At 69.1% G+C, this 22,805-nt stretch carries 25 protein-coding genes and 1 riboswitch; of the genes, 8 read left to right on the top strand and 17 right to left on the bottom strand.

Translation table 11 applies throughout. The features are described from left to right. Positions 1-3: 3 nt before the first annotated feature. The 3 genes from N2M23_RS14515 to N2M23_RS14505 are packed head-to-tail and all read right to left on the bottom strand — an operon-like array spanning position 4 to position 2,022. Complete coding sequence (locus N2M23_RS14515; protein ID WP_265446977.1) at positions 4-747, bottom strand: DUF3626 domain-containing protein; 744 nt, start codon at positions 745-747, stop codon at positions 4-6. After that, on the bottom strand, positions 734-1,396 hold the full coding sequence (locus tag N2M23_RS14510) for a GNAT family protein (protein ID WP_265446412.1): 663 nt from the start codon (positions 1,394-1,396) through the stop codon (positions 734-736). The genes N2M23_RS14515 and N2M23_RS14510 overlap by 14 nt, the downstream gene beginning before the upstream one ends. Before the next feature lie 2 nt (positions 1,397-1,398). Then, positions 1,399-2,022, bottom strand: a complete 624-nt coding sequence (locus N2M23_RS14505; RefSeq protein ID WP_265446410.1) for an L-threonylcarbamoyladenylate synthase — start codon at positions 2,020-2,022, stop codon at positions 1,399-1,401. Positions 2,023-2,050: 28 nt separating this feature from the next. On the opposite strand from N2M23_RS14505, the gene N2M23_RS14500 reads away from it, so the two are divergent. Then, positions 2,051-2,491 (top strand): cupin domain-containing protein, encoded by a 441-nt coding sequence (locus N2M23_RS14500; protein ID WP_265446409.1) that lies wholly within the window; start codon positions 2,051-2,053, stop codon positions 2,489-2,491. 7 nt (positions 2,492-2,498) lie between these two features. Here the strand turns inward: N2M23_RS14500 and N2M23_RS14495 are convergent, their stop codons facing one another. Next, positions 2,499-3,035, bottom strand: a complete 537-nt coding sequence (locus tag N2M23_RS14495; RefSeq protein ID WP_265446408.1) for a DUF1697 domain-containing protein — start codon at positions 3,033-3,035, stop codon at positions 2,499-2,501. A gap of 6 nt (positions 3,036-3,041) precedes the next feature. Beyond that, a complete protein-coding gene (locus N2M23_RS14490; RefSeq protein ID WP_265446407.1) occupies positions 3,042-3,467 on the bottom strand; it encodes an OsmC family protein in 426 nt (141 codons plus the stop codon). A 31-nt stretch (positions 3,468-3,498) separates the two neighbouring features. Here N2M23_RS14490 and N2M23_RS14485 point away from each other — a divergent pair, with 31 nt between their 5' ends. Next, positions 3,499-4,110, top strand: coding sequence for a histidine phosphatase family protein (locus N2M23_RS14485; protein ID WP_265446406.1), 612 nt, complete (start codon positions 3,499-3,501; stop codon positions 4,108-4,110). 146 nt (positions 4,111-4,256) lie between these two features. On the opposite strand, the gene N2M23_RS14480 is transcribed toward N2M23_RS14485, so the two are convergent. Beyond that, on the bottom strand, positions 4,257-5,741 hold the full coding sequence (locus tag N2M23_RS14480; protein WP_265446405.1) for a glutamate-cysteine ligase family protein: 1,485 nt from the start codon (positions 5,739-5,741) through the stop codon (positions 4,257-4,259). Between the two features lie 166 nt (positions 5,742-5,907). Here N2M23_RS14480 and N2M23_RS14475 point away from each other — a divergent pair, with 166 nt between their 5' ends. The 3 genes from N2M23_RS14475 (at position 5,908) to N2M23_RS14465 (ending at position 10,779) form a co-directional block, all read left to right on the top strand. Continuing rightward, entirely contained in the window at positions 5,908-7,083 is a 1,176-nt protein-coding gene (locus N2M23_RS14475) for an exonuclease SbcCD subunit D (protein ID WP_265446403.1), read from the top strand. Between the two features lie 13 nt (positions 7,084-7,096). Beyond that, positions 7,097-10,291 (top strand): AAA family ATPase, encoded by a 3,195-nt coding sequence (locus N2M23_RS14470; RefSeq protein ID WP_265446402.1) that lies wholly within the window; start codon positions 7,097-7,099, stop codon positions 10,289-10,291. 74 nt (positions 10,292-10,365) lie between these two features. Next, positions 10,366-10,779, top strand: a complete 414-nt coding sequence (locus N2M23_RS14465) for a glyoxalase superfamily protein (RefSeq protein ID WP_265446401.1) — start codon at positions 10,366-10,368, stop codon at positions 10,777-10,779. Between the two features lie 26 nt (positions 10,780-10,805). Here the strand turns inward: N2M23_RS14465 and N2M23_RS14460 are convergent, their stop codons facing one another. After that, positions 10,806-11,273 carry a GNAT family N-acetyltransferase gene (locus tag N2M23_RS14460; protein ID WP_265446399.1) on the bottom strand — a complete coding sequence of 156 codons (468 nt, stop codon included), beginning with the start codon at positions 11,271-11,273 and terminating at the stop codon, positions 10,806-10,808. 87 nt (positions 11,274-11,360) lie between these two features. On the opposite strand from N2M23_RS14460, the gene N2M23_RS14455 reads away from it, so the two are divergent. From N2M23_RS14455 to N2M23_RS14445, 3 genes are all read left to right on the top strand, one after another. Continuing rightward, positions 11,361-12,578 (top strand): pyridoxal phosphate-dependent aminotransferase, encoded by a 1,218-nt coding sequence (locus tag N2M23_RS14455; protein ID WP_265446398.1) that lies wholly within the window; start codon positions 11,361-11,363, stop codon positions 12,576-12,578. 7 nt (positions 12,579-12,585) lie between these two features. Then, on the top strand, positions 12,586-13,182 hold the full coding sequence (locus N2M23_RS14450) for a histidine phosphatase family protein (RefSeq protein ID WP_265446397.1): 597 nt from the start codon (positions 12,586-12,588) through the stop codon (positions 13,180-13,182). 256 nt (positions 13,183-13,438) lie between these two features. Continuing rightward, positions 13,439-13,846: a VOC family protein gene (locus N2M23_RS14445; RefSeq protein WP_265446396.1), complete on the top strand. Its 408-nt coding sequence runs from the start codon at positions 13,439-13,441 to the stop codon at positions 13,844-13,846. Positions 13,847-14,103: 257 nt separating this feature from the next. On the opposite strand, the gene gcvP is transcribed toward N2M23_RS14445, so the two are convergent. The 10 genes from gcvP to clsA all read right to left on the bottom strand — a co-directional run bounded on the left by gcvP (position 14,104) and on the right by clsA (position 22,792). Further along, positions 14,104-16,968: an aminomethyl-transferring glycine dehydrogenase gene (gene gcvP / locus N2M23_RS14440; protein WP_265446395.1), complete on the bottom strand. Its 2,865-nt coding sequence runs from the start codon at positions 16,966-16,968 to the stop codon at positions 14,104-14,106. An 82-nt stretch (positions 16,969-17,050) separates the two neighbouring features. Further along, a riboswitch (glycine riboswitch) is annotated at positions 17,051-17,140 on the bottom strand. A 58-nt stretch (positions 17,141-17,198) separates the two neighbouring features. Continuing rightward, complete coding sequence (locus N2M23_RS14435) at positions 17,199-17,738, bottom strand: MerR family transcriptional regulator (RefSeq protein ID WP_265446976.1); 540 nt, start codon at positions 17,736-17,738, stop codon at positions 17,199-17,201. Positions 17,739-17,956: 218 nt separating this feature from the next. Continuing rightward, positions 17,957-18,445, bottom strand: coding sequence for a bifunctional nuclease family protein (locus tag N2M23_RS14430; protein ID WP_265446393.1), 489 nt, complete (start codon positions 18,443-18,445; stop codon positions 17,957-17,959). 10 nt (positions 18,446-18,455) lie between these two features. Continuing rightward, positions 18,456-19,142 carry a transcriptional regulator FtsR gene (ftsR, locus tag N2M23_RS14425; protein ID WP_265446391.1) on the bottom strand — a complete coding sequence of 229 codons (687 nt, stop codon included), beginning with the start codon at positions 19,140-19,142 and terminating at the stop codon, positions 18,456-18,458. Next, entirely contained in the window at positions 19,139-19,633 is a 495-nt protein-coding gene (locus N2M23_RS14420) for an FHA domain-containing protein (protein WP_279672272.1), read from the bottom strand. The genes ftsR and N2M23_RS14420 overlap by 4 nt, the downstream gene beginning before the upstream one ends. A gap of 30 nt (positions 19,634-19,663) precedes the next feature. Beyond that, positions 19,664-20,053 carry a glycine cleavage system protein GcvH gene (gene gcvH / locus N2M23_RS14415; protein WP_265446389.1) on the bottom strand — a complete coding sequence of 130 codons (390 nt, stop codon included), beginning with the start codon at positions 20,051-20,053 and terminating at the stop codon, positions 19,664-19,666. A 54-nt stretch (positions 20,054-20,107) separates the two neighbouring features. Next, the gene (locus N2M23_RS14410) at positions 20,108-20,935 is read right to left on the bottom strand and encodes a DUF881 domain-containing protein (protein ID WP_265446387.1); all 828 of its coding nucleotides are present in this window, start codon (positions 20,933-20,935) and stop codon (positions 20,108-20,110) included. After that, positions 20,932-21,264, bottom strand: coding sequence for a small basic family protein (locus N2M23_RS14405; RefSeq protein WP_171157714.1), 333 nt, complete (start codon positions 21,262-21,264; stop codon positions 20,932-20,934). The genes N2M23_RS14410 and N2M23_RS14405 overlap by 4 nt, the downstream gene beginning before the upstream one ends. Further along, complete coding sequence (locus N2M23_RS14400; RefSeq protein ID WP_265446385.1) at positions 21,261-22,211, bottom strand: DUF881 domain-containing protein; 951 nt, start codon at positions 22,209-22,211, stop codon at positions 21,261-21,263. Before N2M23_RS14400 ends, N2M23_RS14405 begins: the two co-directional genes overlap by 4 nt. Then, positions 22,208-22,792, bottom strand: coding sequence for a cardiolipin synthase ClsA (gene clsA, locus N2M23_RS14395; protein ID WP_265446383.1), 585 nt, complete (start codon positions 22,790-22,792; stop codon positions 22,208-22,210). The genes N2M23_RS14400 and clsA overlap by 4 nt, the downstream gene beginning before the upstream one ends. Positions 22,793-22,805 lie beyond the last annotated feature (13 nt).

Genomic DNA, 22,805 nt, shown 5'->3' with positions numbered 1-22,805 from the left:
AGCCTAGTCAGCCGCCGGCGGATGACACCGGCCCTCCGGGGTGCCGAATCTGGCCGTGCAGTGCCACAGCTGTTTCACCGCCTGCGGATGATGTATGCCGAGGGCCGCGACCTCACCGACACGCCGCGGGTCGAGCACACCACCACATGCGTACTTGGCTGCCAGTTCTACGATTTCGGGCCCGCGGAAGTCTGGGTAGCGCTCGATGTCGGTGAGTTGTGCGACGAAGCCGTCGTGCCATTCCACTGCGCACGGCAGGTCGCGCGCGGCCTCCTCGACGGCTGTGCCGCGAAAGCTCGGATCCAGCACGACCGCCTCGACATCCGTCGCCAGGTCGAGATGGCCGTGCACCTGAGCCTCGACATAATCGTCCAACAGGTCTCGACCGGCGGTGTCGGCGCTGGCGCCCAGATCGCAGGACTGCGCCACACCGAACCGCGACGGCTGGTCGAAGCTGTCCGGGAAACAGAAGGTGGTGCGTCGCAGGGTGTGGGCTGCCAACCTCAAATAGGACGACCCGAACCGCGCCGATGCACCGGTCGGACGATTCCGGTGGTTGAGCGCGCCATACTTCGGCCGCAGGTCGGGATCGGCATCGTCATACGCTCCGGCGAAAAGCTGGCTCTCCCAACGAAACCGGTCGCCTCCCGCAGGGCCTGGTCCAGCGGCGGGCCTGAGGCGAGGCGTGCGACGTGTGCGACAGCGCGCCGCACCGGCTCGGGCGGCAGCGCTGTCACGGCACGTCAGCCGGTCGGAACAACTGCACTCCGGCCACCGGGAGGAATCCAGCGGCCAGGACTGCCCGAGTGCTGGCGACGTTGCCCGGTGACACGGACGCTATCAGCACGTCGTCCGGTCCAGCGAGTGTCCTTGCAGCCCAGAGCATTTCGTTGCCCAGACCGCGGCCGCGTGCCGTCTCGTCCAGCTCGAAGCTCAACTCGGGCAGGCCGCCGATGCCGCGGGCCACAGTGACCACGGCACTGTCGCGGCCAGGAAGTCCGAAGACCTGCACGCCGTCGCGCAGGTCGGCCGCCCGCTTCGCCCGCGGATGACCGGCCAAGTCCGACCGTGGCTCGAGCCGTGCGTCTCCGCCCACGCCCGGTGCGGCGAAGATCGTGTCCAGCGAGTCGATGAAGCCGTCCGTGCCAGCCAGCGCGACGATGACCCGCGGGTCGGCGGCGCCGCCATACCCGTCGGGCCGCAAGGCCCGCAGCGACGCGTCGGTCCAGTCGTCCGGGACGCACAGCACCGCATGCCCGGTGAACGCGATGATGCCGAAAATGCCCGGCCGCCAAGGGCATTGCCGCTCCCATGAGCCGTCGGCAGACGGAGGTCGCCCAGCGAACGCGTCGCGGATCATCCGCCCCACCGGGTGCCAGCCGTCGGAGACCGCCACGCTCAGCCCTCGAACGGCGTTGGGTCACCGGCACCGACCCGCACGACCTGCGGGTAGCCGTCGGAGAAGTCGACGACGGTCGTCGGGTCGACACCCGCCTCCCCGGAGTCGATCACCGCGTCGACCTGGTGGTCCAGCTCCTCCTTGACCTGCCAGCCGTCGGTCAGCGGCTCATCCTCACCGGGCAGCAGCAGCGTGCTGGTCATGATCGGCTCGCCCAGCTCCGCGACCAGCCCCCGGGCTACCGGATGGTCACTGATCCGCACCCCGACGGTCTTGCGCTTGGGCTGCTGCAGCCGACGAGGAACCTCGGAGGTGGCGGGGAGAATGAACGTGTAGGGGCCCGGCGTGGCCGCCTTGATCGCGCGAAACACCTTGTTGTCGATGAAGACCAGCTGGCCCAGCTGTGCGAAGTCGCGACACATGAGAGTGAAGTTGTGCTTGTCGTCGAGCTGGCGGATGCGGACGATGCGATCCCGGCCCTCCTGGTTGCCGAGAGTGCAACCGAGCGCGAAGCACGAGTCCGTCGGGTAGGCGATCAGTCCGCCGTCGCGCAGGATCTGCACGGCTTGGTTGATGCTGCGCGGTTGCGGATCCTTAGGGTGGACGTCGAAGTACCTGGCCATTCCTCAACGTTAGTGCGGAAGGTGACCGATGACCGCCTCATTGCCCTCCTGGGCGCAAGATCTGGGACTGCAACAACATCCGGAGGGCGGCTGGTATGCCGAGACCTACCGGCACACCCGAAGTTTCACCCCCGGCAGCCCGTACGACGGGGCGCGCAGCCTGGGCACCGGCATCCACTTCCTGCTGCTGCCCGGCGAATCGAGCGCGTGGCATCGGGTCCGATCGGATGAGCTGTGGCTCTGGCACCGCGGCGGCCCGCTGACGATCAGCCTCGGCGGTGACGGCGAATCACCCGGCACATCAACCGAACTCACCCTTGGTCCGAGTGTGGAAGACGGCCAGCAACCGCAGGCTCTGGTGCCGGGCGGCCACTGGCAGGCGGCCCGGCCGGCGTCCGACGAGCTGGTGCTGGTCAGCTGCATCGTCATACCGGGTTTCGACTTCGCAGACTTCGAGCTGCAGGGCTAGGACCAACCTAGGACCAACGCTCGGCGAGCGCTCGCACGACCTTGAGGTCGCGGGTAGTGGCGACCAGTCCCCCGCGCTCCAGGACGGCGTTGGACATCCGGGCCTCATGGGTGGACTTGTCCAGCCACCAGTAGATTTCGCTGCCGTTGGCCTGCAGCCGCTCGCCGCGAACGTTCCACGCGGTGAGCTCTTCGGCGCGGTCCTTCGGCACGGGTGCGGCAAAGAACGTGACGTAGCGCCGCTGGGTCGCCCCGTCCAGCGGGTCGGCCAGCGAATCGGCATAGGAGGCAACGTCGGCGAGTTCGGCCGTGGTGCGCACGATGCACGGGATGGTGAAGCCGAAGGCGGTCTCCAGCACGTCCTCGAGGTGCCGGCTCACCTTGCGCGCCGAGCGGAGGCTGCTGGTGACCCGCACGTTGCCGCTCTGGATATACGTCTCGACGTCACCGAAACCCTCTGCGGTCAGCACCTCCCGCAGCCGCGCCATCTTCACCCAGCGCGGTGAGACGTTCACCGCGCGGAGGAAGACGACGTAACCAGGCACGAGGTGTCACGCCTGCTTGGAGGTGACCTCGGTCGGCAGCATGACCGTGCGGCTGACCGTGCACAGGCGCTCGTGCGATTGGCGGATGGCGTCCGGCAGCACCTCGCGGGCCTTGTCCCCGTCGGGCCCGTCCGGGAATCGCACGGTGAAGGTCACGTCGATCGGTCCCATGTGGTTGCCCTGGTCGTCGCGCAGCTTGTCTCCCTCGGCAGTCACCCCGAACTGGGTCGGCTCCGCGCGGCGGGAGGTGAAGATGTCGACGTCGATGGCGCTGCAACCGGCAATCGCGGTGAGCAGCAGCTCGACCGGCGTGAACCGGTCGTCCTGGCCGCTGCCGAAGTCGAGCGTGCCGCCGCGGGCGTTGGCGGCGCGGAAGCTGCCGTTTGCGGTGCGCACGAGGTTGACCAAGCGGTGCGGGTCCTGAGTCGTCATACGACCCAGCCTGCCATTACGGTGGCCAATTGTGAGCGCGCACTCCGAGCACAGCATCATCCTGATCCGTCACGGGGCGACCGAGTGGTCGCGCAACGGCCGGCATACCGGCACCACCGACTTGCCGCTGCTGCCCGAGGGCGAGGCCGACGCACGCAAGCTGCGGGCCGAGCTCGAGCCGCTGGACATCGTCGCAACCTTCTCCAGCCCGCTGCAGCGCGCCCGGCGCACCGCCGAACTCGCCGGTCTGCAGGACGTGCGGCTCGACGACGATCTGCGCGAGTGGGACTACGGCGGCTACGAGGGCCTGTCGACCCCGCAGATCCGCGAGCAGCTCGGCGACCCGTCCTGGGAGATCTTCGCCGACGGGGTCGTGCCCGGCGACACTCCCGGCGAGACCGTCGAGGACGTCGCGGCGCGGGTGAGCCACGTCGTACGACGGGTGGTGCCGCTGCTCGAGATGGGCGATGTCGCACTGGTCGCGCACGGTCACTCACTGCGCATCTTCGCGGCGATCTTCCTGCGTCAGGAGGCGCGCATGGGTGCGCAGCTGATGCTCAACGCCGGCTCGCTGTCGAAGCTCGGGTTCTACCACGGCACACCCTGCATCCAGACCTGGAACACCGGCGGCGATTTCGCCTGAGTGCGGGCGGTCTCGATACGCCTCCCCCGCGTTCCGCTCCTCCGGCTACTCGACCACCAAGCAACGCTGATCGAGTAGCGGCGAGGAACGAGCCGCGTCCTTTGCTGCTGATCGAGTAGCGGCGAGGAACGAGCCGCGTATCGAGATCAGCCCGGCAGCGACCAGGTGTGCACCGGCTCGCCGCCGTGCATCTGCTCCAGGTAGCGCTCCAGCATCCCAGAGAGCGCGCTGGCGCGGTCCTTGCCTTGCGCCTCAAGGGCTTTCACGCAGTCGATCTGCCAGGTGGCGCCGTTGACCCCGGCCCGGCAGCGGTCCTCGATGACGCCGAGGTAACGGTCCCGCACCGATTGTGCGACACCCCACTGCGCCAGCCCCTCGTGAGCGAGCGGCAGCAGGTGACGCAGGACCAGCTCGTCGGCCTGCACCTCGCCGAAACCGGGCCAGTAGACCTTGGCGTCGATGCCCCGGCGGGCGCACGACTCGAAGTTGTCCTCCGCCGCGGAGAAGCTCATCCGGGTCCAGATCGGCCGGTCGGAGTCGGCCAGCATCCGCGCGACGCCGTAGTAGAAGGCGCTGTTCGCCATACCGTCGATGATCGACGGACCGGCCGGCAGCACGCGGTTCTCCACCCGCAGGTGCGGCTTGCCGTCGACGATGTCGTAGATCGGCCGGTTCCAGCGGTAGACCGTGCCGTTGTGCAACCGGAGCTCGGAAAGCTTTGGTGCCTGGCCGGATTCGAAGACCGCGACCGGATCTTCGTCGCTGGATTCGGGCAGCAGCGCCGGGAAGTAGCGGACGTTCTCCTCGAAGAGGTCGAAGATCGAGGTGATCCAGCGTTCCCCGAACCACACCCGGGGCCGGACGCCCTGGTTCTTCAACTCGACCGCCCGGGTGTCGGTGGCCTGCCCGAAGAGCGGCACCCGACTCTCATGCCACAGCTCCTTGCCGAAGAAGTACGGCGAGTTGGCCCCGATCGCCAGCTGCAGCCCGGAGATCGCCTGGGCGGCGTTCCAGTAGTCGGCAAACCGGTGCGGCTGCACCTGCAGGTGCAACTGCACCGATGTGCAGGCCGACTCGGGAGCGATCGAATCGGCATACATCGCAAGGCGTTCGCCGCCGGCGCCCTCGATGTCGATGAAGATGTCCTCGCCGCGGGCGGCGAAGATCGCCTCGTTCAGCGCGGCGTAACGGGCGTTGGCGCTCATCCACTCGGTGCTGAAGTGCTCGGGCATGAGTGTCGGCAGGATGCCGATCATCGCGATCTGAGCGCCGGCGTCATTGGCCAGCTTCTCGGCGCGGTTGAGGCTGGCGCGCAGATCCGACTCCAGCTGCAGCGCCGAATCGCCCGGCATCGGCCGCGGGCTGACGTTGAGCTCGATGTTGTACTGCCCGAGCTCGGTCTGGTAGTCCTCGTCGGCGATGCTCTCCAGCACCCGGGCGTTGCTCATCGTCGGTTGCAGGTCGTCGTCGACGAGGTTGAGCTCGACCTCCATCCCGGTCAGCTGCCGCTCGAACTCGAAGCTGTGGGTGGTCAGCATCCGCTCGAAGACATCGAGGTCCTGGCGCACCTTCTCGCGATACTGCTGCCGTTGCTCGCGGGTGTATGACGTTGCCGCGACGTCCTCGCCCATTGCTCCTCCTTGCTTGGCGCCCGTCCTGCACACCTGGCGGGCGCGTTGGCTGCAACGCTCGCACATTCATCGGCGCGATGCGGCTGGAGCCGCAGATTCGTTCGGGCGGCTGAAACGCCGGGCCACCTCCGCGGCCTTGTCGGTGGCGGCTCTTAACCTGCTGGGCATGCGGCTGATCCACACCTCGGACTGGCACCTGGGACGCAGGTTCCACGGCGCCCCGCTGCTCGATGCGCAGGCCGCCTACCTCGAGCACCTGGTCGAGGTGGTGGGCTCCGAGCGCGTCGACGCCGTGCTGGTGTCCGGGGACATCTACGACCGCGCGCTGCCGGCGCCGGAGAGCGTGCAGCTGCTCGACGACACCCTCGTGCGGCTGCGGGAAGCCGGTGCCCACGTGGTGCTCTCCTCCGGCAACCACGACTCCGCGGTGCGGCTCGGTTTCGGGTCCCGGGTGCTCGAGCTCGGCGGGGTGCACGTGCGCACCAACCCTTCGTCGATTGGCCGGCCGGTGCTGCTCGGTGATGTCGCCATCTACCCGCTGCCCTACCTCGAGCCGTCGGTGACCGCGTCGGCGCTGGCAGCGGAGGCGACTCACGCCGGGGTCCTGCGCGCAGCCATGGACCGGGTGCGAGCCGACGCCACCGAGCGCGGGCTGCCCGCAGTGGTGATGGCGCACGCCTTCGTGGTCGGGTCCACCACGTCCGACTCCGAGCGTGACATCGGCGTCGGCGGCACCTCGGCGGTGCCGGCGAGTGTCTTCGACGGTGTCGCCTACACCGCGCTCGGCCACCTGCACGGCGCACAGTCGGTCGGTGAGATCGGTCGATACTCCGGGTCGCCGGTTGCCATGTCCTTCTCCGAGTCCGATCACCGCAAGAGTTCGGTGCTGCTGGAGGTTTCGCAGGCGGGCACGGCATACGAGTTGATCGAGGCGCCGGTGCAGCGACCGCTGGCTCGGCTGCGCGGCACCCTGGACGACCTGCTCGCCGACCAGTCTCTGGCGTATGCCGAAAGCGCCTGGTGCCAAATCACTCTCACCGACCGCACCCGGCCGCTCGGCGCCATGGAGCGGCTGCGATCCCGCTTCCCGCACACCGTGCAGATCCTCTTCGAGCAGCAAGTGGTTCCGCTGACCGAACGCAGCTATGCCAGCCGGCATGCGGGCCGTAGCACGCTCGAGCTGTGCTGCGACTTCCTGGAGCACACGCGAGGAGGTGCGGCCGCCAGCGAGGCCGAGCGTGACCTGCTGGTCACCGCTGTGGAGCAAACTCGCGTCGCACGCGATGGCCGGGACCGCGCCGAGGGCCAACGTGCCGTCGGCCGGGAGTCGGGCGTGGCATGACCGGCGACACGCGATGAAACTTCATCATCTGCGACTGCAGGCGTTCGGGCCCTTCGCCGGCGTCGAGGAGATCGACTTCGACGAGCTGGGCGCGGCCGGCCTGCACCTGATCCACGGCCCGACCGGGTCCGGCAAGACCAGCATCCTCGACGCGATCTGCTTCGCGCTCTTCGCCGGTGTCCCCGGTGCACGTCAGCGGCACCGGGGGTCGTTGCGCAGCGATCACGCTGCCCCGGACGCCCGGCCCGAGGTGGAGCTCGAATTCAGCGTCGGGGACCGCCGGCTGCGGGTGCGTCGCTCCCCCGACCACGAGGTGCCCAAGAAGCGCGGCACCGGCACCCGGATGCAACGCGCGAGCGTCGTGCTCGAGGAGCGTCACGCCGGCGGCTGGACGACGTCGGCCGCCCGCGCCGACGAGGCGGCCCAGGTGATCGACGACCTGCTCGGCATGGCACTGGAGCAGTTCGCCCAGGTCGTCATGCTGCCGCAGGGCGATTTCGCGGCTTTCCTGCGGGCCAAGCCTGACGAGCGCGGCAAACTACTCGAACGGCTCTTCGACATCACCGACTTTCGGGACATCGAGGACTGGCTGACCGAGCACCGCAAGCAGTTGGAAACCGCTGTCCGAGAAGCAGACTCGCACCGGGCGACCTTGTTTGCCCGAGCCCAGGAGCACCTGGCGGCGGTCACCGAGCCGGCCCCCGAGGGCGAGGCACCTGGGGAGGCCGACGAAGTCGACCTCGACCTGCGGGCGGCCGAGCTCGCGGGCCGATCGACCGCCGCGATGGCGACGGCGGACGCCGCGCAGGTCCGAAGTGAGTCGGCGCGGGTCGTGTTCGACCAACAGCGTGCATTGGCAGCACTGCAGCGGCAGGCCGAGCAGGCCGCCCGGGCCCTCGCCCACCTCGACGCGCAGCACGAGTCGATGCAGGCTGCACAGGAGCGGCTTGAGCTGGCCGACCGTGCCGGGCGCTGTCAGCCGGTGATCGCCGCCGAGTCACGTCGGCGCGCCGCCGCGCGCACCGCCGGCCAGCTGGTCGCGGACAGTCGGCAGCTGCTGGATGCGGCGACCGATTGGTCGGTCCCCGAGCCCGGTGTCGGTGCGTTCGAGGGACGGCTCGACTCCCTGCTCGAACGACGATCCGCCGGGGACGCAGCACTGGCCGGCCATCAGGAGCTCATTTCGCAGCGATCACAGCAGCGCCGCGACCTGCAGGTCGCGCAGCGTGCGTTGACCGCGACCGAACAGCAGGCGGGCAGGCTGCAGGCAGCGCTCAACGCCGCGATCGAGGACTTCGAGCGGCAACGCCAGGCCCGTGCCGACCTGGCCCAGGTCGCCGCACTGCTGACGATTCGTGGTGAGTGGCACCAGGCGCTCTCGGGACTGCGCCGTGCGGTCACATCCGCCATGCGGGCGATCGACCAGACGGTCCATTGCGACCAAGCACATCGGGATGCACAGCAGCGTTGGATCCGTGCGGAGGAGACGGTGATCGCGCTCCGGTCGCGGCGAGTGTCCGGCATCGCCGCCGAGCTTGCCGGTGGGCTGCGGCAGGGCGAGCCGTGTCCGGTGTGCGGTTCCTGCGAACACCCGCATCGCGCAACGCCAGACGAGAAAACCGTGACACCAGAGCAGGTCGACGCCGCCGAGCAGAGCGCCGTCTCCGCGCGACAGGTCGCCGACGAACACAGCGCCGCCCGGTCGACCGCGCGCGGCATCGCCAGCGCAGCGCTCACCGAGGTGCTCGACCAGGCCGGACACTTCGCCCGGATACCGGTGCCCGGCTACGCCGAGCTCGACGACGACCCGCACGCCGCGATCGCCGCATCGGTCCAGGTGCTGCAGCCAGGCGCAGCCGCGCTGGCCCGCGACACAGATCAGCTCGACGCCCAGGTGCCGTTGACGGTGCGTGCTCTGGCGGACCTGCTGGCGCCGGCGGCCGAACAGGCAGCTCGCGAGGTGCGGGACGCCGAAACGGCCGCTCGCGAAGTCACCAACGCCGACCGAGAGATCGAGGCCGCGAGACAGCGGCTCGAGATCGATCATCAGGAGATCGCGGCGGCACGCGAGTCGGTGGTGGCCGCCCGCACCCGCGTGCAGGAGGCGACCACCCGGTTGTCCGCATCGGAGGAGCGGCTTCAGGACATGCTCGAAGAGCACCGGACCGCTTGCGGCTGCACGACCTCCGCCGACGTGCTTGCCGGCCACTCCAGGGTCGCGGGTCTGCTGGACGACCTGCTCGCCGCGGTCCGCAAGCAGGTCAGCGCGGACCAGGAGGCGCGCGACGCCCGCGCCGAGCTCGAAGCCGTGCTGGCCGAGTGCGGTTTCGACACCGCGGCTGCGGCCGCGGAAGCGCGGATGACCCCGGTCGAGGCGACCCGGTTGGCGCAGCAGCTTGAGTCCGCCCGCACGACCCGGGCCAAGGCGACCGGGGTGCTCGAACAGCCAGACGTGGCGACGGCAGTCGCCGCGCCGCCCGCCGAGGTCGCTACCGCCGAGCGAGAGTTGCACGAGGCGGAGCGCCTGGCCAAATCGGCTTACGACGACGCCCGCACGATCGAGCGGGCGCATCTCGCGGTGCAACGCATCGCGGCCGAAGCCGCCGAAGCCGAACGGAAGTCAGCACCACTGCGTGCGCGGTCGGAGGTCGCGACGAGGATCGCCGCGGCCGTGACCGGCGGTGGGGAGAACGCGCTGCGGATGCGGCTCACGTCATACGTCTTGGCTGCGCGACTGGAGACCGTCACCGCGCTCGCCAACGAGAAGCTCGCCGTGATGACCGACGGTCGCTACCGCCTGGAGCACACCGACGAGCTCGCGGCACGTGGCGGCAAGAGCGGTCTCGGCCTCCGGGTGCGGGACGCCTGGACCGGTCAAACCCGTGACACCGCAACGCTTTCCGGCGGTGAGTCGTTCATGGCCTCGCTCGCGCTCGCACTCGGTCTTGGCGAGGCGGTCCTCGAGGCCGCGGGTGGTCGTCACCTGGAGACGCTGTTGGTTGACGAGGGTTTCGGCTCGCTGGACGACGAGACACTGGAGCTGGTGATGACGGTGCTCGACCAGCTGCGCGCCGGAGGCCGGTCGGTCGGCATCGTCAGCCACGTGCCGGAGTTGCGCACCCGCATTCCGGCGCAGGTGCAGGTCCGTAAGACGGCCACCGGATCCACCCTCGAAGTGCGCGGCGGGGACGCGGCCGAGGTCGCGTGACTCTGCGGACCGACTCTGTCCGCTCCTTCTCCTAGCGTGAGTCGCATCAGATCGGCACCCACCGAGGAGATGCGATGGACCTGAAGCTCGAAGTCGTCCCGATGCCCGTCACCGACGTCGACCGCGCCAAGGCGTTCTACACCGACCAACTCGGCTTCCACGCCGACTTCGACGAGCGGCCCGTCGAGGGCATCCGCTTCGTCCAGCTCACCCCGCCCGGTTCGGCGTGCTCGATCGTGATCGGCGAAGGCGTGGTCGAGATGCAGCCGGGCACCCAGCAGGGCGTCATGTTCGTCATCGACGACGCCGACGCCGCCCTCTCCGAACTCACCGGCAAGGGCGTGCAGACCGGACCGGTCGACGAGCAGGAGTGGGGGCGCTTCCTCTACGTCACCGACCCGGACGGCAACAAGCTGGTGTTGCAGCAACTGCCGTCATACGCGCTGAAGGACGACGGCAGCCGCAAGACTGTGGACGAGCGCAGCTGAGGGCTGCGCGCCGCCGCGGCGAACTCTCAGGGCAGGTCCTTGACCATCCACAGTTCGTCGCGGCCGTCGCGCACGTGCTCGCGTGCCCCGGTCGCCACGAAACCGTTGCGTTCATAGGCGCGAATGCCGCGCGGGTTGTCCTCCATGACGCCCAGCGTCACCCGGTCCACGCCGGCCCTCCGGACGAAATCCGCACAGGCGCATATCAATTCGTCGACGATGCCGGCACCGCGGACCTCCGGAGCCAGCCACATCCCCATCACGCACCACGCACCGTCGAAGTCGAAGACCCCCGTCATACCGACATCGGCTCCGTCGACGGAGGCGAGGAACGTCACCGGTCGGGCAGCCCGTCGGCGCCACTCGGCTTCGTCGAAGGCCTCCTCGCGGGCCAGGTTCGAGCCGAACATCTCCGGGGCGTCGGCAAGCGCACGCAGCCGCACTGCGCGCAGCCGCGCCCAGTCGTTTTCGGTCACCTGCTCCACCTTCGCCATGGCCGGATCGTAGTGAGCGCGCGACACCAGATGTCCACCGGTTAAACGTGCGTGCTCCGGGACGCGACACGTGCGAGTCTTGAGTTCGTGCGCCAGATCAAGCAGTCGAACAAGCTCCAGGACGTCCGCTATGACGTGCGCGGCCCGATCCTCGTGGAGGCCGAGCGTCTGGAGGCCGAGGGTCACCGGATCCTCAAGCTCAACATCGGCAATACCGCCCCGTTCGGCTTCGACGCGCCCGATGCCGTGCTGCAGGACATGATCCACAACCTGCCGCAGTCGCAGGGTTACAGCGACAGCCGCGGCATCTACTCCGCCCGCACGGCCGTCGCGCAGTATTACCAGAGCCACGGCCTGACCGACACCCATGTCGAGGACGTCTTCATCGGCAACGGCGTGTCCGAACTGATCAGCATGGTGCTGCAGGCCTTCGTCGACGACGGCAACGAGATCCTGATCCCGGCGCCGGACTATCCGCTCTGGACCGGGGCCGTGTCGCTGGCGGGGGGCACGCCGGTGCACTACCGCTGTGACGAGTCGAACGACTGGAACCCCGATCTCGCCGACATCGAGTCCAAGATCACCGAGCACACCCACGCGCTCGTCATCATCAACCCGAACAACCCCACGGGTGCTGTCTATTCGGAGGAGACCGTCAAGGGGCTGGTCGACATCGCGCGCCGCCACGACCTGGTCGTGATGGTCGACGAGATCTACGAGAAGATCCTCTTCGGCGACGCCGAGCACCACCACGCGGCCACCTTCGCCGGTGATGACGTGCTCTGCCTGACCTTCAGCGGACTGTCGAAGGCCTACCGGGTCTGCGGCTACCGTGCCGGCTGGCTGATGATCTCCGGGCCGAAGAATGCCGCGGCGGACTTCCTGGAGGGGCTGACGCTGCTGGCCAACATGCGGATGTGTGCCAACGTGCCCGGGCAGCACGCGATCCAGACCGCACTCGGCGGCTACCAGTCGGTGGGCGAACTCATCGGGCCCGGCGGCCGCTTCTTCGAGCAGGCGACGACTGCGTCCCGGCTGCTCAACAAGATCCCCGGCGTCAGCTGCGTCGAGCCCCGCGGGGCGCTCTACTGCTTCCCACGACTGGACCCGGAGGTCTACCCGATCGAGGACGACCAGCAGTTTGTGATCGACCTGCTGCGCGCCGAAAAGATTCTGGTCACCCACGGCACCGGCTTCAACTGGTTCGAGCCCGATCACTTCCGGCTCGTGACGTTACCCGACGTCGAGGTGCTCACCGAGGCGATCGACCGAATCGGCAACTACCTCAGCACGATTCGCGCCTGAGACTGGTATGTCGCTGCACTGCCCGGCCACCGTGATCCTCGCCCGGCACGGAGAAGCCGGCTATGAAGCCCCGACCTGGGCGGACGAGGGCGGCAGCCTGACCTCGGTCGGCCGCGCGCAGGCTGCCGGACTGGCGGCGGATCTGCACAGTCGCCGAGTGGCGCACGCCTACTGCAGCACGATGGCGCGGGCCGTGCAGACCGCCGAGATCGCGGCGGCGGCCCTCGGCGTGGACGTGACCACCCGAAGCGCGCTGCAGGAGTTTGCGGTTGGCGATTTCGCCGGCGCCGACCGCACCGGTGACGACCCCTTCGCCCCGACTTTCCGCGCCTGGCTGGACGGCGACCTGTCCGCGCGTATTCCGGGCGGCGAGTCGGGGGCCGAGGTCGTTGCGCGAGGGCGCGCCGTGCTGGAGGAGATCGCCGACCGGCACCCCGGGGAGACTGTGCTCGTGGTCGCGCACGGCGGCATACTCACCCTGCTGGTGCGGCACCTGCTCGCCATCGAAAACGGTGTCACCCCAAGGGCTTTCGTTAATTGCGGCTATGCCGAGACCGAGCTCGGCGCCGACGGCTGGCGACTCACCGGCTGGTCGGCGGACTGACGGTCACGGGCCTGTCCCGCGTGCACAAGGCGCAACTGTTTCGAGTTATGCACGCCACCGGCCGGCCCCGCGTGCACAACCCGCAACCGTTTCGAGTTATGCACGCCACCGGCCCGCCCCGCGTGCACAACCCGCAACCGTTTCGAGTTATGCACGCCACCGGCCCGCCCCGCGTGCACAACCCGCAACCGTTTCGAGTTATGCACGCCACCGGCCGGACGCACCCCATGTCCCCGGCCGCTGGCAGAGTGGCTGCATGCCCGATACGACCTCAGCCACCACCCGCACGCCCGCTGTCGGCACCTTGGCATCGGTGTCCGTGCAGTGCGCCGACACCAACCAACTCGCCGACTTCTACCGCCAACTACTCGACGGCACCGAGTTCTTCCGCTCGCCCGACGACGCGGTGATCGTGACCGACGTCGGCGGCGTCTACCTGACGGCGATGCGGGTCGAGGACTACCGGCGCCCGACGTGGCCGGCGCCGGGCGAAGCCGGGATCATCCACTTCGACATCGCCGTCGACGAGCTCGACGGGCCGGTTGCCCGCGCGGTCGAGCTGGGCGCGGTCGAGGCCGATGCCCAGCCGCAGCCGGATCTGTTCCGGGTGCTGCTCGACTCGGCCGGGCACCCCTTCTGCCTGACCACCGCGGGGCCCGACTGAGCGAGCAGCGCTCGGTTGCGTCAGCGACCACCGATCGCGCGCAAAACTCACCGAATAGGTCCGCGACGCGCCGTGATCTGCCGCGCCCACGGCGCGTCAGCCACCTTTTCGGTGAGTTATGCGCGGTTGGGGACTCCAACCGGCCTCGCGCGCCGGCTCCGGCCTCGCGCGCCGGCTCCGGCCTCGCGCGTCGAGCTCGCACTCCGGCTCCAGCCTCGCGCGCCGGCCCCAGCCTCGCGCGCCGGCCGCAATCCGGGTCAGTCCTCGAAAGCCTCCGGCGCCGGGCAGGAGCAGATCAGGTTGCGGTCGCCGTGCGCGCCGTCGATGCGGCGGACCGGTGCCCAGTACTTCCGCATCGGGTCGACACCGGCCGGGTAAGCGGCCTCGGCGCGGGTGTAGGGGTGCTCCCACTCGGCGGTCAGCGACAACGCAGTATGCGGCGCGTGCCGCAGCACCGAGTCGGCCGCCGTGACCTTGCCGTCGAGCACGTCCTGGATCTCGCCACGGATGGCGATCATCGCGTCGCAGAAGCGGTCCAGCTCCTCCAGCGACTCGCTCTCGGTCGGCTCGACCATCAGCGTGCCGGCCACCGGGAACGACATGGTCGGCGCATGGAAGCCGTAGTCGATCAGGCGCTTGGCGACGTCGTCGACGGTGACGCCGGACTCCTTGGTGAGGCCGCGCAGATCTAGGATGCACTCGTGTGCGACGAGGCCGTCGTCACCGGCGTACAGCACCGGGTAGTGCGAATCCAGCCTCTTGGCAACGTAATTGGCCGACAGCACCGCCGTCTCGGTGGCCTTCGTCAGACCCTCGCCACCCATCAGCCGCACGTACGCCCACGAGATCGGCAGGATCGACGCCGAGCCGTATGGCGCGGCCGACACCGGCCCGGTCTCCCCCGTGAGCTCCTGTGCGAACGGGTGCGACGGCAGGTATGGCGCCAGGTGCTCCCGCACGCCGATCGGCCCGACGCCGGGACCGCCGCCGCCGTGCGGGATGCAGAACGTCTTGTGCAGGTTGAGGTGCGACACGTCGCCGCCGAACTTGCCCGGCTGCGCCAGGCCCACGAGCGCGTTGAGGTTGGCGCCGTCGACGTAGACCTGGCCGCCCGCCTCGTGCACCAGTGAGCACAGCTCGGAGATGGTGTCCTCGAAGACGCCGTGCGTGGACGGATAGGTGACCATGATCGCGGCGAGCTGCTCGCCGTGCTCCTTGATCTTCAGCTTCAGATCGTCCATGTCGACCTCACCGCTCGGCGCGGTGCCGACCACGACGACCTTCATGCCGGCCATCACCGCAGACGCAGCGTTCGTGCCGTGCGCCGAGGCGGGGATCAGGCAGACGTTGCGGCCGGTCTCACCGCGCGCCTCGTGGTAGCCGCGGATCGCGAGCAGACCGGCCAGCTCCCCCTGCGAGCCGGCGTTGGGCTGCAGGGACACCGAGTCGTAGCCGGTGATCGCGCACAGCCACTGCTCGAGGTCGGCGATCAGCTCGCGGATGCCCTCGGTCTGGTCGGCCGGCGCGAACGGGTGCAGCGACGCGAACTCCGGCCAGGTGATGGCCTCCATCTCGGTGGTCGCGTTGAGCTTCATCGTGCAGGAGCCGAGTGGGATCATCCCGCGGTCCAGCGCGTAGTCGCGGTCGGCCAGCGTGCGCAGGTAGCGCAGCATCGCGGTCTCGCTGTGGTGGCTGGAGAAGACCGGGTGGGTCAGGTAGTCGCTGGTCCGCTGCAGCGCCTTTGCCCAGGTCGGCTCGCCGTCGCCGGGCACCGGAGCGTTGACCCCGAACGCCGCTGCAACTTCGGCGAGTTCGGCGTCGGTGGTGGTCTCGTCGACGCTGACCGACACGTGGTCGCCGTCGACCCGCCATACGTTGATGCCTCGCTCGCGCGCGGCCTCGACGACCGCGTCGGCGCGGCCCGGCACCACCACGGTGATCGTGTCGAAGAATGCATCAGCGGTCGTCTCCAGCCCGCCGGCGCCCAGCGCCTCCGCCAACCCGGTCGCCTTGCCGTGCACCTCGCGTGCAATGCGGGCCAGGCCCTGCGGGCCGTGCCACACGGCATACATCGAGGCCATCACGGCGAGCAGCACCTGGGCGGTGCAGATGTTCGACGTCGCCTTCTCGCGGCGGATGTGCTGTTCGCGGGTCTGCAAGGCCAGCCGGTATGCCGGGGCGCCATCGGCGTCCACACTCACCCCGACCAAGCGGCCCGGCAAGGTGCGCTCAAGACCCTTGCGGACGCTCAGGTAGCCCGCGTGCGGGCCGCCGAAGCCCATCGGGACGCCGAATCGCTGACTGGTGCCGACTGCGATGTCGGCACCCCACTCGCCGGGCGGAGTGAGCAATGTCAGCGCCAGCAGGTCGGCGGCGGCGGTCACCAGGGCACCACTCTCGTGCGCCGCGTCGGTCAATGCGCGCCAGTCGTGGATCGCGCCGTCCGCGCCCGGGTACTGCACGACGACTCCGAAGACGTCACGCTCCCCCGCTGCGGCACGCAGGCCGGCGGCGTCGGTCACGTCGCGCAGGTCGGCGACGACGACCTCGATGTCGAGCGGCAGCGCGCGGGTCTGGGTGACCGCGATCGACTGCGGCATCGCCTGGGCGTCGATCAGCAGCACGGCGTCCTTGGGCGCCTTCGACCCGCGGCGCATCAGCGTCATCGCCTCGGCGACCGCGGTCGCCTCGTCGAGCAGGGACGCACCCGCGGTCGCCAGGCCGGTGAGGTCGGCAACGACCGTCTGGAAGTTGAGCAGCGCCTCGAGACGGCCCTGCGAGATCTCCGGCTGGTATGGCGTGTAGGCGGTGTACCAGGCCGGGTTTTCCAGGATGTTGCGGCGCACGACCGGCGGGGTGTGCGTGCCGTAGTAGCCCAGCCCGATCATCGAGGTGAGCACCTGGTTGCGGTCGGCCTTCGCGCGCAGCTCGGCGATCACCGCCGGCTCGGACTCGGCGGCGGCGACGTCGAGTGCTGCGGTGGCGCGGATCCCGCCGGGGATCGCCCGTTCGATCAGGGCGTCCTTGCTGGCATAGCCCAGCAGGTTCAGCATTTCGATGACGTCGTCGTCGGCCGGGCCGATGTGGCGGGAGACGAAGTCGGGCAGATTCTGCACAGTCATGAGGCGGCACCTTCGAGGCGAGTCGGACTGGTGGGGTCACGCCTCCCCAACTGTCGCCACCTGGCGGTGCCTTCAGAATTGCCTCACCCGAATGGTCCTGGTGCCTGAGAGGTTCTGAGGAGTGTTGCCCCTTCGGCGCTCCGCTGCAGCGGAACTCTCCCGTCCGGTGTCGTCGGCAGCTCAAATTTTAGCATCCGGCCGGCGGGCTGCCGGCGCGCACGCGCGCGGCGTCAGCCGGCGGCGGTGCGACGCGCGCGTCGCTCGCGCAGCTCGTCACCCGGGTGGTCGGCCGGAGCTTCGGCCTCGGGGCGCTCCCCGGGCAGCTCCGACAGGGAGCCCTCGACCTCTCGCCAGACCGTGCCGAGCGCGATGCCGAAGACGCCCTGGCCACCCCGGACCAGGTCGATCACCTGGTCGTCGGAAGTGCACTCGTAGACGCTGGCACCGTCCGACATCAACGTGATGCCGGCCAGCTCGGAGACGCCGTGCGACCGAAGCGCGCCGACCGCGACCCGGATCTGCTGCAGCGAGACTCCGGTGTCCAGCAGTCGCTTGATGACCTTGACGACCAGGATGTCGCGGAAGCTATAGAGACGCTGGTGACCAGACCCCGAGGGGTTGCGCACGGACGGCTCGAGCAGCCCGGTGCGGGCCCAGTAGTCCAGCTGCCGGTAGGTGACGCCCGCCGCACGGCAGACCGCCGGGCCGCGATAACCGACCGATTCGGTCATCTCCTCCGGCAGGTCGTGGGTGAACAGCGCTTCCTGCATCGGCGCGGGTGCACTGGACTGCACGCTCTGCGCTTCACTCTTGCTGGTCACGACATCCTCCACTTGCTGCGGCGCGTTTTGACTGGGACATCAAGCCCAGACTGCGGTGCGTGATGCTCCGCCAAGGTATGGCGACGGGCCCACCGAATCAACGACCGCCGCGCGTGTCGCGGCCGCGGATTCAACACTAACCTTCAACTCCACCGTGAAGCTTCCGGTCATCGTTCCGTCGGTCCCTCGTCACCGGTTTCGAAGTCCTCGGCGGAGACATTGTCCAGGAACTCCCGGAATCGCTCCACCTCATCCTCTTCCTCCACCGGCACCTCGACCCCGACCGAATCGAGGATGTCCTCGTCGACATAGATCGGCACGTCCGCCCGCAACGCCACCGCGATCGCGTCCGATGATCGCGAACTGATCCGCCGGTCACCGTCCACGACGAGTTCGGCGAAGAAGATGTTGTCCTCCATGCGGGTGATCACCACGCTGGACAACGTGTGCCCAAGGCCGGTCACCACGTCGACCAGCAAATCGTGGGTCAGCGGCCGCGGCGGGGTGACGCCCTGCTGGGCATACGCGATCGCGGTCGCTTCGGGTGCGCCGATCCAGATCGGCACGTAGCGCTCCCCGTCGCGTTCCCGTAACAGCACGATTGGCTTGTTGGTCGGCATCTCGACCCGCACACCCATCACGTCGACCTGTCTCACGGAGTCAACGCTACTCCCGCGCGAGGTCGGCGCGCACCAGAGCGAGGTGCAGAGCAAGGCATTGCCGCACGAGCTCCTCCCGGTCCGAGCCGTTCGGCCCAGCGCTCAGACCCTCGACCAGCGCAACCTCGCGCTCGGCTGCCAGGCGGAACGGACGCAGATGCCGCGCCTCCACGCCGTAGGACAACAGGCTCGCGGCGGCGTGCGCGACCTGCAGGTCGAGCCCGCCGAAATGGCCGTCCGGCCCTGCCCGCAGCAAACCGAACGACTCGAGATCCTGGAGCGAGTCGCGGTGCAGGCCGGTTGCGCGCAACAGCTCTTCGGGGGTGATCCGCACCTCGGACGCCGGCTCAGTCTCGAAGGCACGCACGCCGTCCAGTGCTGGGTCAGCGGCCGGGGCCGGTGCGGTGGGGCGGCCGTCGGGCTCCGCCGCCGGCCGCAACCCGCGGTCGTAGGCGTCGAGCGCTTCCCGGATGACCTTCAGGGGCCAGAATTTCTCCCGCTGGCACGTCAGCACAAAGCGCAGCCGGTCGACGTCGCGCTCGTCATACCGGCGATAGCCCGACGGGGTGCGCTCGGGAGACACCAAGCCCTGAGCGTCCAGGAAACGCACCTTGGACAGCGTCAGGTCGGGGAATTCCTCGTGCAGCCTGGCCAGCACCGCGCCGATCGTCAGACCGGGCGCGCGGCCCGTCACGACTGCGGCGTGCCGGCGCCGTAGAAGACGAGACGGAACTTGCCGACCATGACCTCGTCGCCGGTCTGCAGGTCGCGCGAGTCGATCAGTGAACCGTTGACATACGTGCCGTTGAGCGAGCCCACGTCGGTGACCGCGTATCCGCTCTCGGTGCGCCGGAAGACCGCGTGCCGCCGCGAAACCGTCACGTCATCGAGGAAGATGTCGCTGTCCGGGTGACGTCCGCTGCTGACCTCTGCGTCGTCGAGCAGGAAGCGGGCCCCGGAGTTGGGTCCACGCAGCACCAGCAACAGCGCGGTGCCCGGCCGCAACGCGTCGATGGTCGCCTGATCAGAGGCGGAAAGACGCACCTCGGACTGGCTGATGCGCTCCGGGGCGGACGGCTCGCCGACCGTCGGGATGCGCGCGGTCGTCGCGTCGCCCCCGGCGTAGTCCTGCTCGTCCGGGAGGCTCCGGCCGTCGCCGCCGGCGCCGCTGTCATCGTTGGTCATCTCAAGCACCCTAAGTCAGAGGTATGACGGTCAGCTGAGCGAGGCTTTGTACGCCTCGACGTCCAGCAGCCCGTCGAGTGCACCGGCATCGGCGACCTTCAGCTCATACATCCAGCCGTCGCCGTACGGGTCGCTGTTGACCAGCTCCGGGGTGGCGTCGAGCTGCTCGTTGATCGCGGTGACCTCACCCTGCAGCGGGGCGTAGAGGTCGCTCACCGACTTGGTCGACTCGACCTCACCGCACGAGTCGCCGGCGCTGACCTGGTCGCCGACCCCCGGCAGGCTCACATAGACCACGTCGCCGAGTGCGTCCTGCGCGAACGCCGACACACCGACCCGGACGATGCCCTCGCCCTGATCCTTCACCCACTCGTGATCGGAGGTGTAGCGCAGGTCGCCGGGGTATTCGAGGTCGCTCATGAGTCTCCTTGCCGATGGGACGTTGACGCAGTCGAACGGTCAGGGCGCCCCGACTCACGGACTGCTCGGCTGAGCGTAACGAGGCGTGCTCTCCGCCCGCAACGCAGTCACCGAAGCTGTCTGCACCGAGGTCACCGTCGGCGTCGCGCCGAGCTGCTTCATCGCGTCCACCACACCACCCGGAATCGCCATCGCGGTCGCCATCGTGTGGGAGTCGCCGATCGCGGTCAGCACGTATGGCGGGGTCAGCGACTTGCCGTCGGCCACCATCCGGCCGTCGGCTCCAGTGCCGAACCAACTGTCCGCGACGATCCGGACGTCGTTCAGCTGGATCGCCTCCGCGCCGGCGTCTCGCAGCTCCTCGACGGCATTGAGGATGTCCGAGGACTTCACCGCCTTGCCGGGGTCCTCGATCGTCATCCGTATGCCGGGCCCGGTCGCTGGCAACGTGCCCGCGAGGATGCCGAGGGTCTGCAGTCGGTCGGTCGCCGCCTGCAGCGCCGCCTGGTCTCCCCCGCCGCTGCGCAACCGGTCGCGGGTGGTGGTGAGCCGGTCGGCCTCCTGCCCGAGCTTGATCGACTGCTGGTTCACCCCGTCGAGCAACGCGACCAGATCGTCCTGACGCAGGTTCTCAAGCCCGGAGGAGCGAGTCTCGCGCACCTGGGCCACCATCGCGACGCCGAGCCCCAATGCCAGCACGGTGATCAGCGCGTTCGCCTTGGTCGCCCGCGGCCGGGCCGCGCGCCAGAGCCTGGACCAGCCGGTGCGGACGCTCTCGGTCTCGGCCGGAGCCGCCTCGCCGGCCGGCGTGTCCTCGCCTGCGGGCTTGTGCTCACCTGCGGGCCGCACTGCGTTCGTGTCCTCGTCTCGGTCGGCACTCATGCGTGAAAGAGGTGTCGCCGGATCGCCGCGACGTTGCTGAAGATCCGCACGCCGAGCACGACCACCACACCGGTCGACAGTTGCGAGCCGACGCCGAGCTGATCGCCGAGATAGACGATCAACGCGGCGACGACCACATTGGACAGGAACGACACCACGAAGACCTTGTCGTCGAAGATGCCGTCCAGCACCGCCCGCACCGCACCGAACACCGCGTCCAGCGCGGCGATCACCGCGATCGGCAGGTAAGGCTGCAGCGACAGTGGCACGTCCGGATGCAGGACGATGCCGACGACAAGTCCGACGACGAGGCCGATGGCCGGGATCATGGGCGGGACGCTCCCTGAGTTGTTCGGGACGGGTTCGGTCGGGTCGAGGGCGAAGAACTCGAGCCTGTGGCGGGCGGCGGATGCGCGTAGGCCAGTGCGGGGGTGGCAGCGGCCGGCAACGACACCGACTTGCTCGTCTCGAGCTTTTCCTTGATCTGGTAGTCGTCGACGAGGCCGCGCAGATACGCACCCCCGGAGTCGCCCCGGAAAGCGTCCGCCATGCCCGGGCCACCGATCGCCGAGATCGTGTATGGCGGTGTCAGTGCCCGGAAATTGACTAAAATCGCCTGGCCGGCAAAGCGAATCGCGGACAGCGACGTCAGCCGCTGACCGTTGATCGCGATGCCTTCGGCGCCGGCCTGCCACAGGCCGTTGACGACGATCTGCAGATCGGTGGAGGTGAGCCGACCGGTGGAGCTGTCGGTGCGCGGGTTGCCCTGGGCGTCCGTGCCGGCGCCGGGTGCGTCATCGACGGTGAGGGTCAGTCCCGGCCCGGTGGCCGCACCGCCGCCGGTCTGCGTCTCCAGCTTGCCCAGCCGGTCGGACAGCGAGGTGTCGTTCTGTCGGGTGAGCGCCTGCGACTGCAGCCGGTTGATCTCCGCCTGGGTGTCGTTGATCGTCCGGGTGTCTTGGTCGATCTGCTTCTGCCGGCTCCCGATGCTGTCGATCAGGTTGGTCCGCTCCTTGTCGGCAACCCCGGCGGGCACCCGCAGCGCGTGCGCAGCGATCGCCAGACCGACGCCGATCACCACCATGGCAACGACGAGCAACGGGGACCGCAAACCGGTCGAACGCGGCGCCCCGGCCGCCTGCCGCTTGCGAGCGGCAGCCGCATACCCCGGGTCGAGCGGCGCCCGCATCAGATTGTTGATCAGCGACATCGTCCACGCCGGGTCGGCCGGTTTGCGGCCGCCCGCCTCGGGCTCGTCGTCCGCAGCCCCCGTCATACCGTGCGAATCCGCTGCACCATGCCGCGGACCTGGCCGACATACATCAATCCGGCAAGCCAGTAGAGCGCGGTCCCCCACCACACGAACGCCCAGCCGAAGACCCGCCCGGTGTGGCCCCACGCGTTGTCCAGACTGCCGAGCAGGACCAGCGGGAAGCCGTAGATGAGACAGAACGTGGCGGCCTTACCGATGAAATGCACTGGTGGGATTGGCAATTGGTGCTTGCGTAGGGTCGGGCCGAGGGCGAAGACCATCACCTCACGCAGCAGCAGCACCGCGACCAGCCACCACGGGATCATGCTGCGCCAGGCGAGGGCGACGATCGTGGAGAGGATGTAGAGCCGGTCGGCCAGCGGGTCGAGCAGTTGCCCGAGGCGGGTGACCTGACCCCATCGGCGGGCGATCTGGCCGTCGAGGTAGTCGGTGACCCCGGAGATCACCAGCACCCAGAACGCCCACAAGTCATGGTGCTCGGCGATCAGCCAGAGGAAGAGCGGGACCCCGATGAGGCGCGCTATCGACAGCAGGTTGGGCACCGTCCACAGCTGCCCGCGCAGCGACCTCAGGTCGTCGTTCACGCCCCCGATGCTA

This window comes from Flexivirga meconopsidis (genome assembly GCF_026162425.1).
Classification (GTDB): Bacteria; Actinomycetota; Actinomycetes; order Actinomycetales; family Dermatophilaceae; genus Flexivirga; species Flexivirga meconopsidis.
The sequence above is the reverse complement of the archived record's forward strand: the minus strand, read 5'-3'. Positions and strand labels throughout refer to the sequence as shown.

Bases quoted from the DNA above. Each gene is read 5' to 3' on its own strand.
- N2M23_RS14470 (WP_265446402.1), top strand. From the start codon at position 7,097: ATGAAACTTCATCATCTGCGACTGCAGGCGTTCGGGCCCTTCGCCGGC.
- N2M23_RS14405 (WP_171157714.1), bottom strand. From the start codon at position 21,264: ATGATCCCGGCCATCGGCCTCGTCGTCGGACTTGTCGTCGGCATCGTC.
- gcvP (WP_265446395.1), bottom strand. From the start codon at position 16,968: ATGACTGTGCAGAATCTGCCCGACTTCGTCTCCCGCCACATCGGCCCG.
- N2M23_RS14500 (WP_265446409.1), top strand. From the start codon at position 2,051: ATGACCGCCTCATTGCCCTCCTGGGCGCAAGATCTGGGACTGCAACAA.
- N2M23_RS14450 (WP_265446397.1), top strand. From the start codon at position 12,586: ATGTCGCTGCACTGCCCGGCCACCGTGATCCTCGCCCGGCACGGAGAA.
- N2M23_RS14445 (WP_265446396.1), top strand. From the start codon at position 13,439: ATGCCCGATACGACCTCAGCCACCACCCGCACGCCCGCTGTCGGCACC.
- N2M23_RS14420 (WP_279672272.1), bottom strand. From the start codon at position 19,633: ATGACCAACGATGACAGCGGCGCCGGCGGCGACGGCCGGAGCCTCCCG.
- N2M23_RS14460 (WP_265446399.1), bottom strand. From the start codon at position 11,273: ATGGCGAAGGTGGAGCAGGTGACCGAAAACGACTGGGCGCGGCTGCGC.
- N2M23_RS14400 (WP_265446385.1), bottom strand. From the start codon at position 22,211: ATGACGGGGGCTGCGGACGACGAGCCCGAGGCGGGCGGCCGCAAACCG.
- N2M23_RS14410 (WP_265446387.1), bottom strand. From the start codon at position 20,935: ATGAGTGCCGACCGAGACGAGGACACGAACGCAGTGCGGCCCGCAGGT.
- N2M23_RS14465 (WP_265446401.1), top strand. From the start codon at position 10,366: ATGGACCTGAAGCTCGAAGTCGTCCCGATGCCCGTCACCGACGTCGAC.
- N2M23_RS14505 (WP_265446410.1), bottom strand. From the start codon at position 2,022: ATGGCCAGGTACTTCGACGTCCACCCTAAGGATCCGCAACCGCGCAGC.
- N2M23_RS14475 (WP_265446403.1), top strand. From the start codon at position 5,908: ATGCGGCTGATCCACACCTCGGACTGGCACCTGGGACGCAGGTTCCAC.
- N2M23_RS14435 (WP_265446976.1), bottom strand. From the start codon at position 17,738: ATGCAGGAAGCGCTGTTCACCCACGACCTGCCGGAGGAGATGACCGAA.
- N2M23_RS14480 (WP_265446405.1), bottom strand. From the start codon at position 5,741: ATGGGCGAGGACGTCGCGGCAACGTCATACACCCGCGAGCAACGGCAG.
- gcvH (WP_265446389.1), bottom strand. From the start codon at position 20,053: ATGAGCGACCTCGAATACCCCGGCGACCTGCGCTACACCTCCGATCAC.
- N2M23_RS14490 (WP_265446407.1), bottom strand. From the start codon at position 3,467: ATGACGACTCAGGACCCGCACCGCTTGGTCAACCTCGTGCGCACCGCA.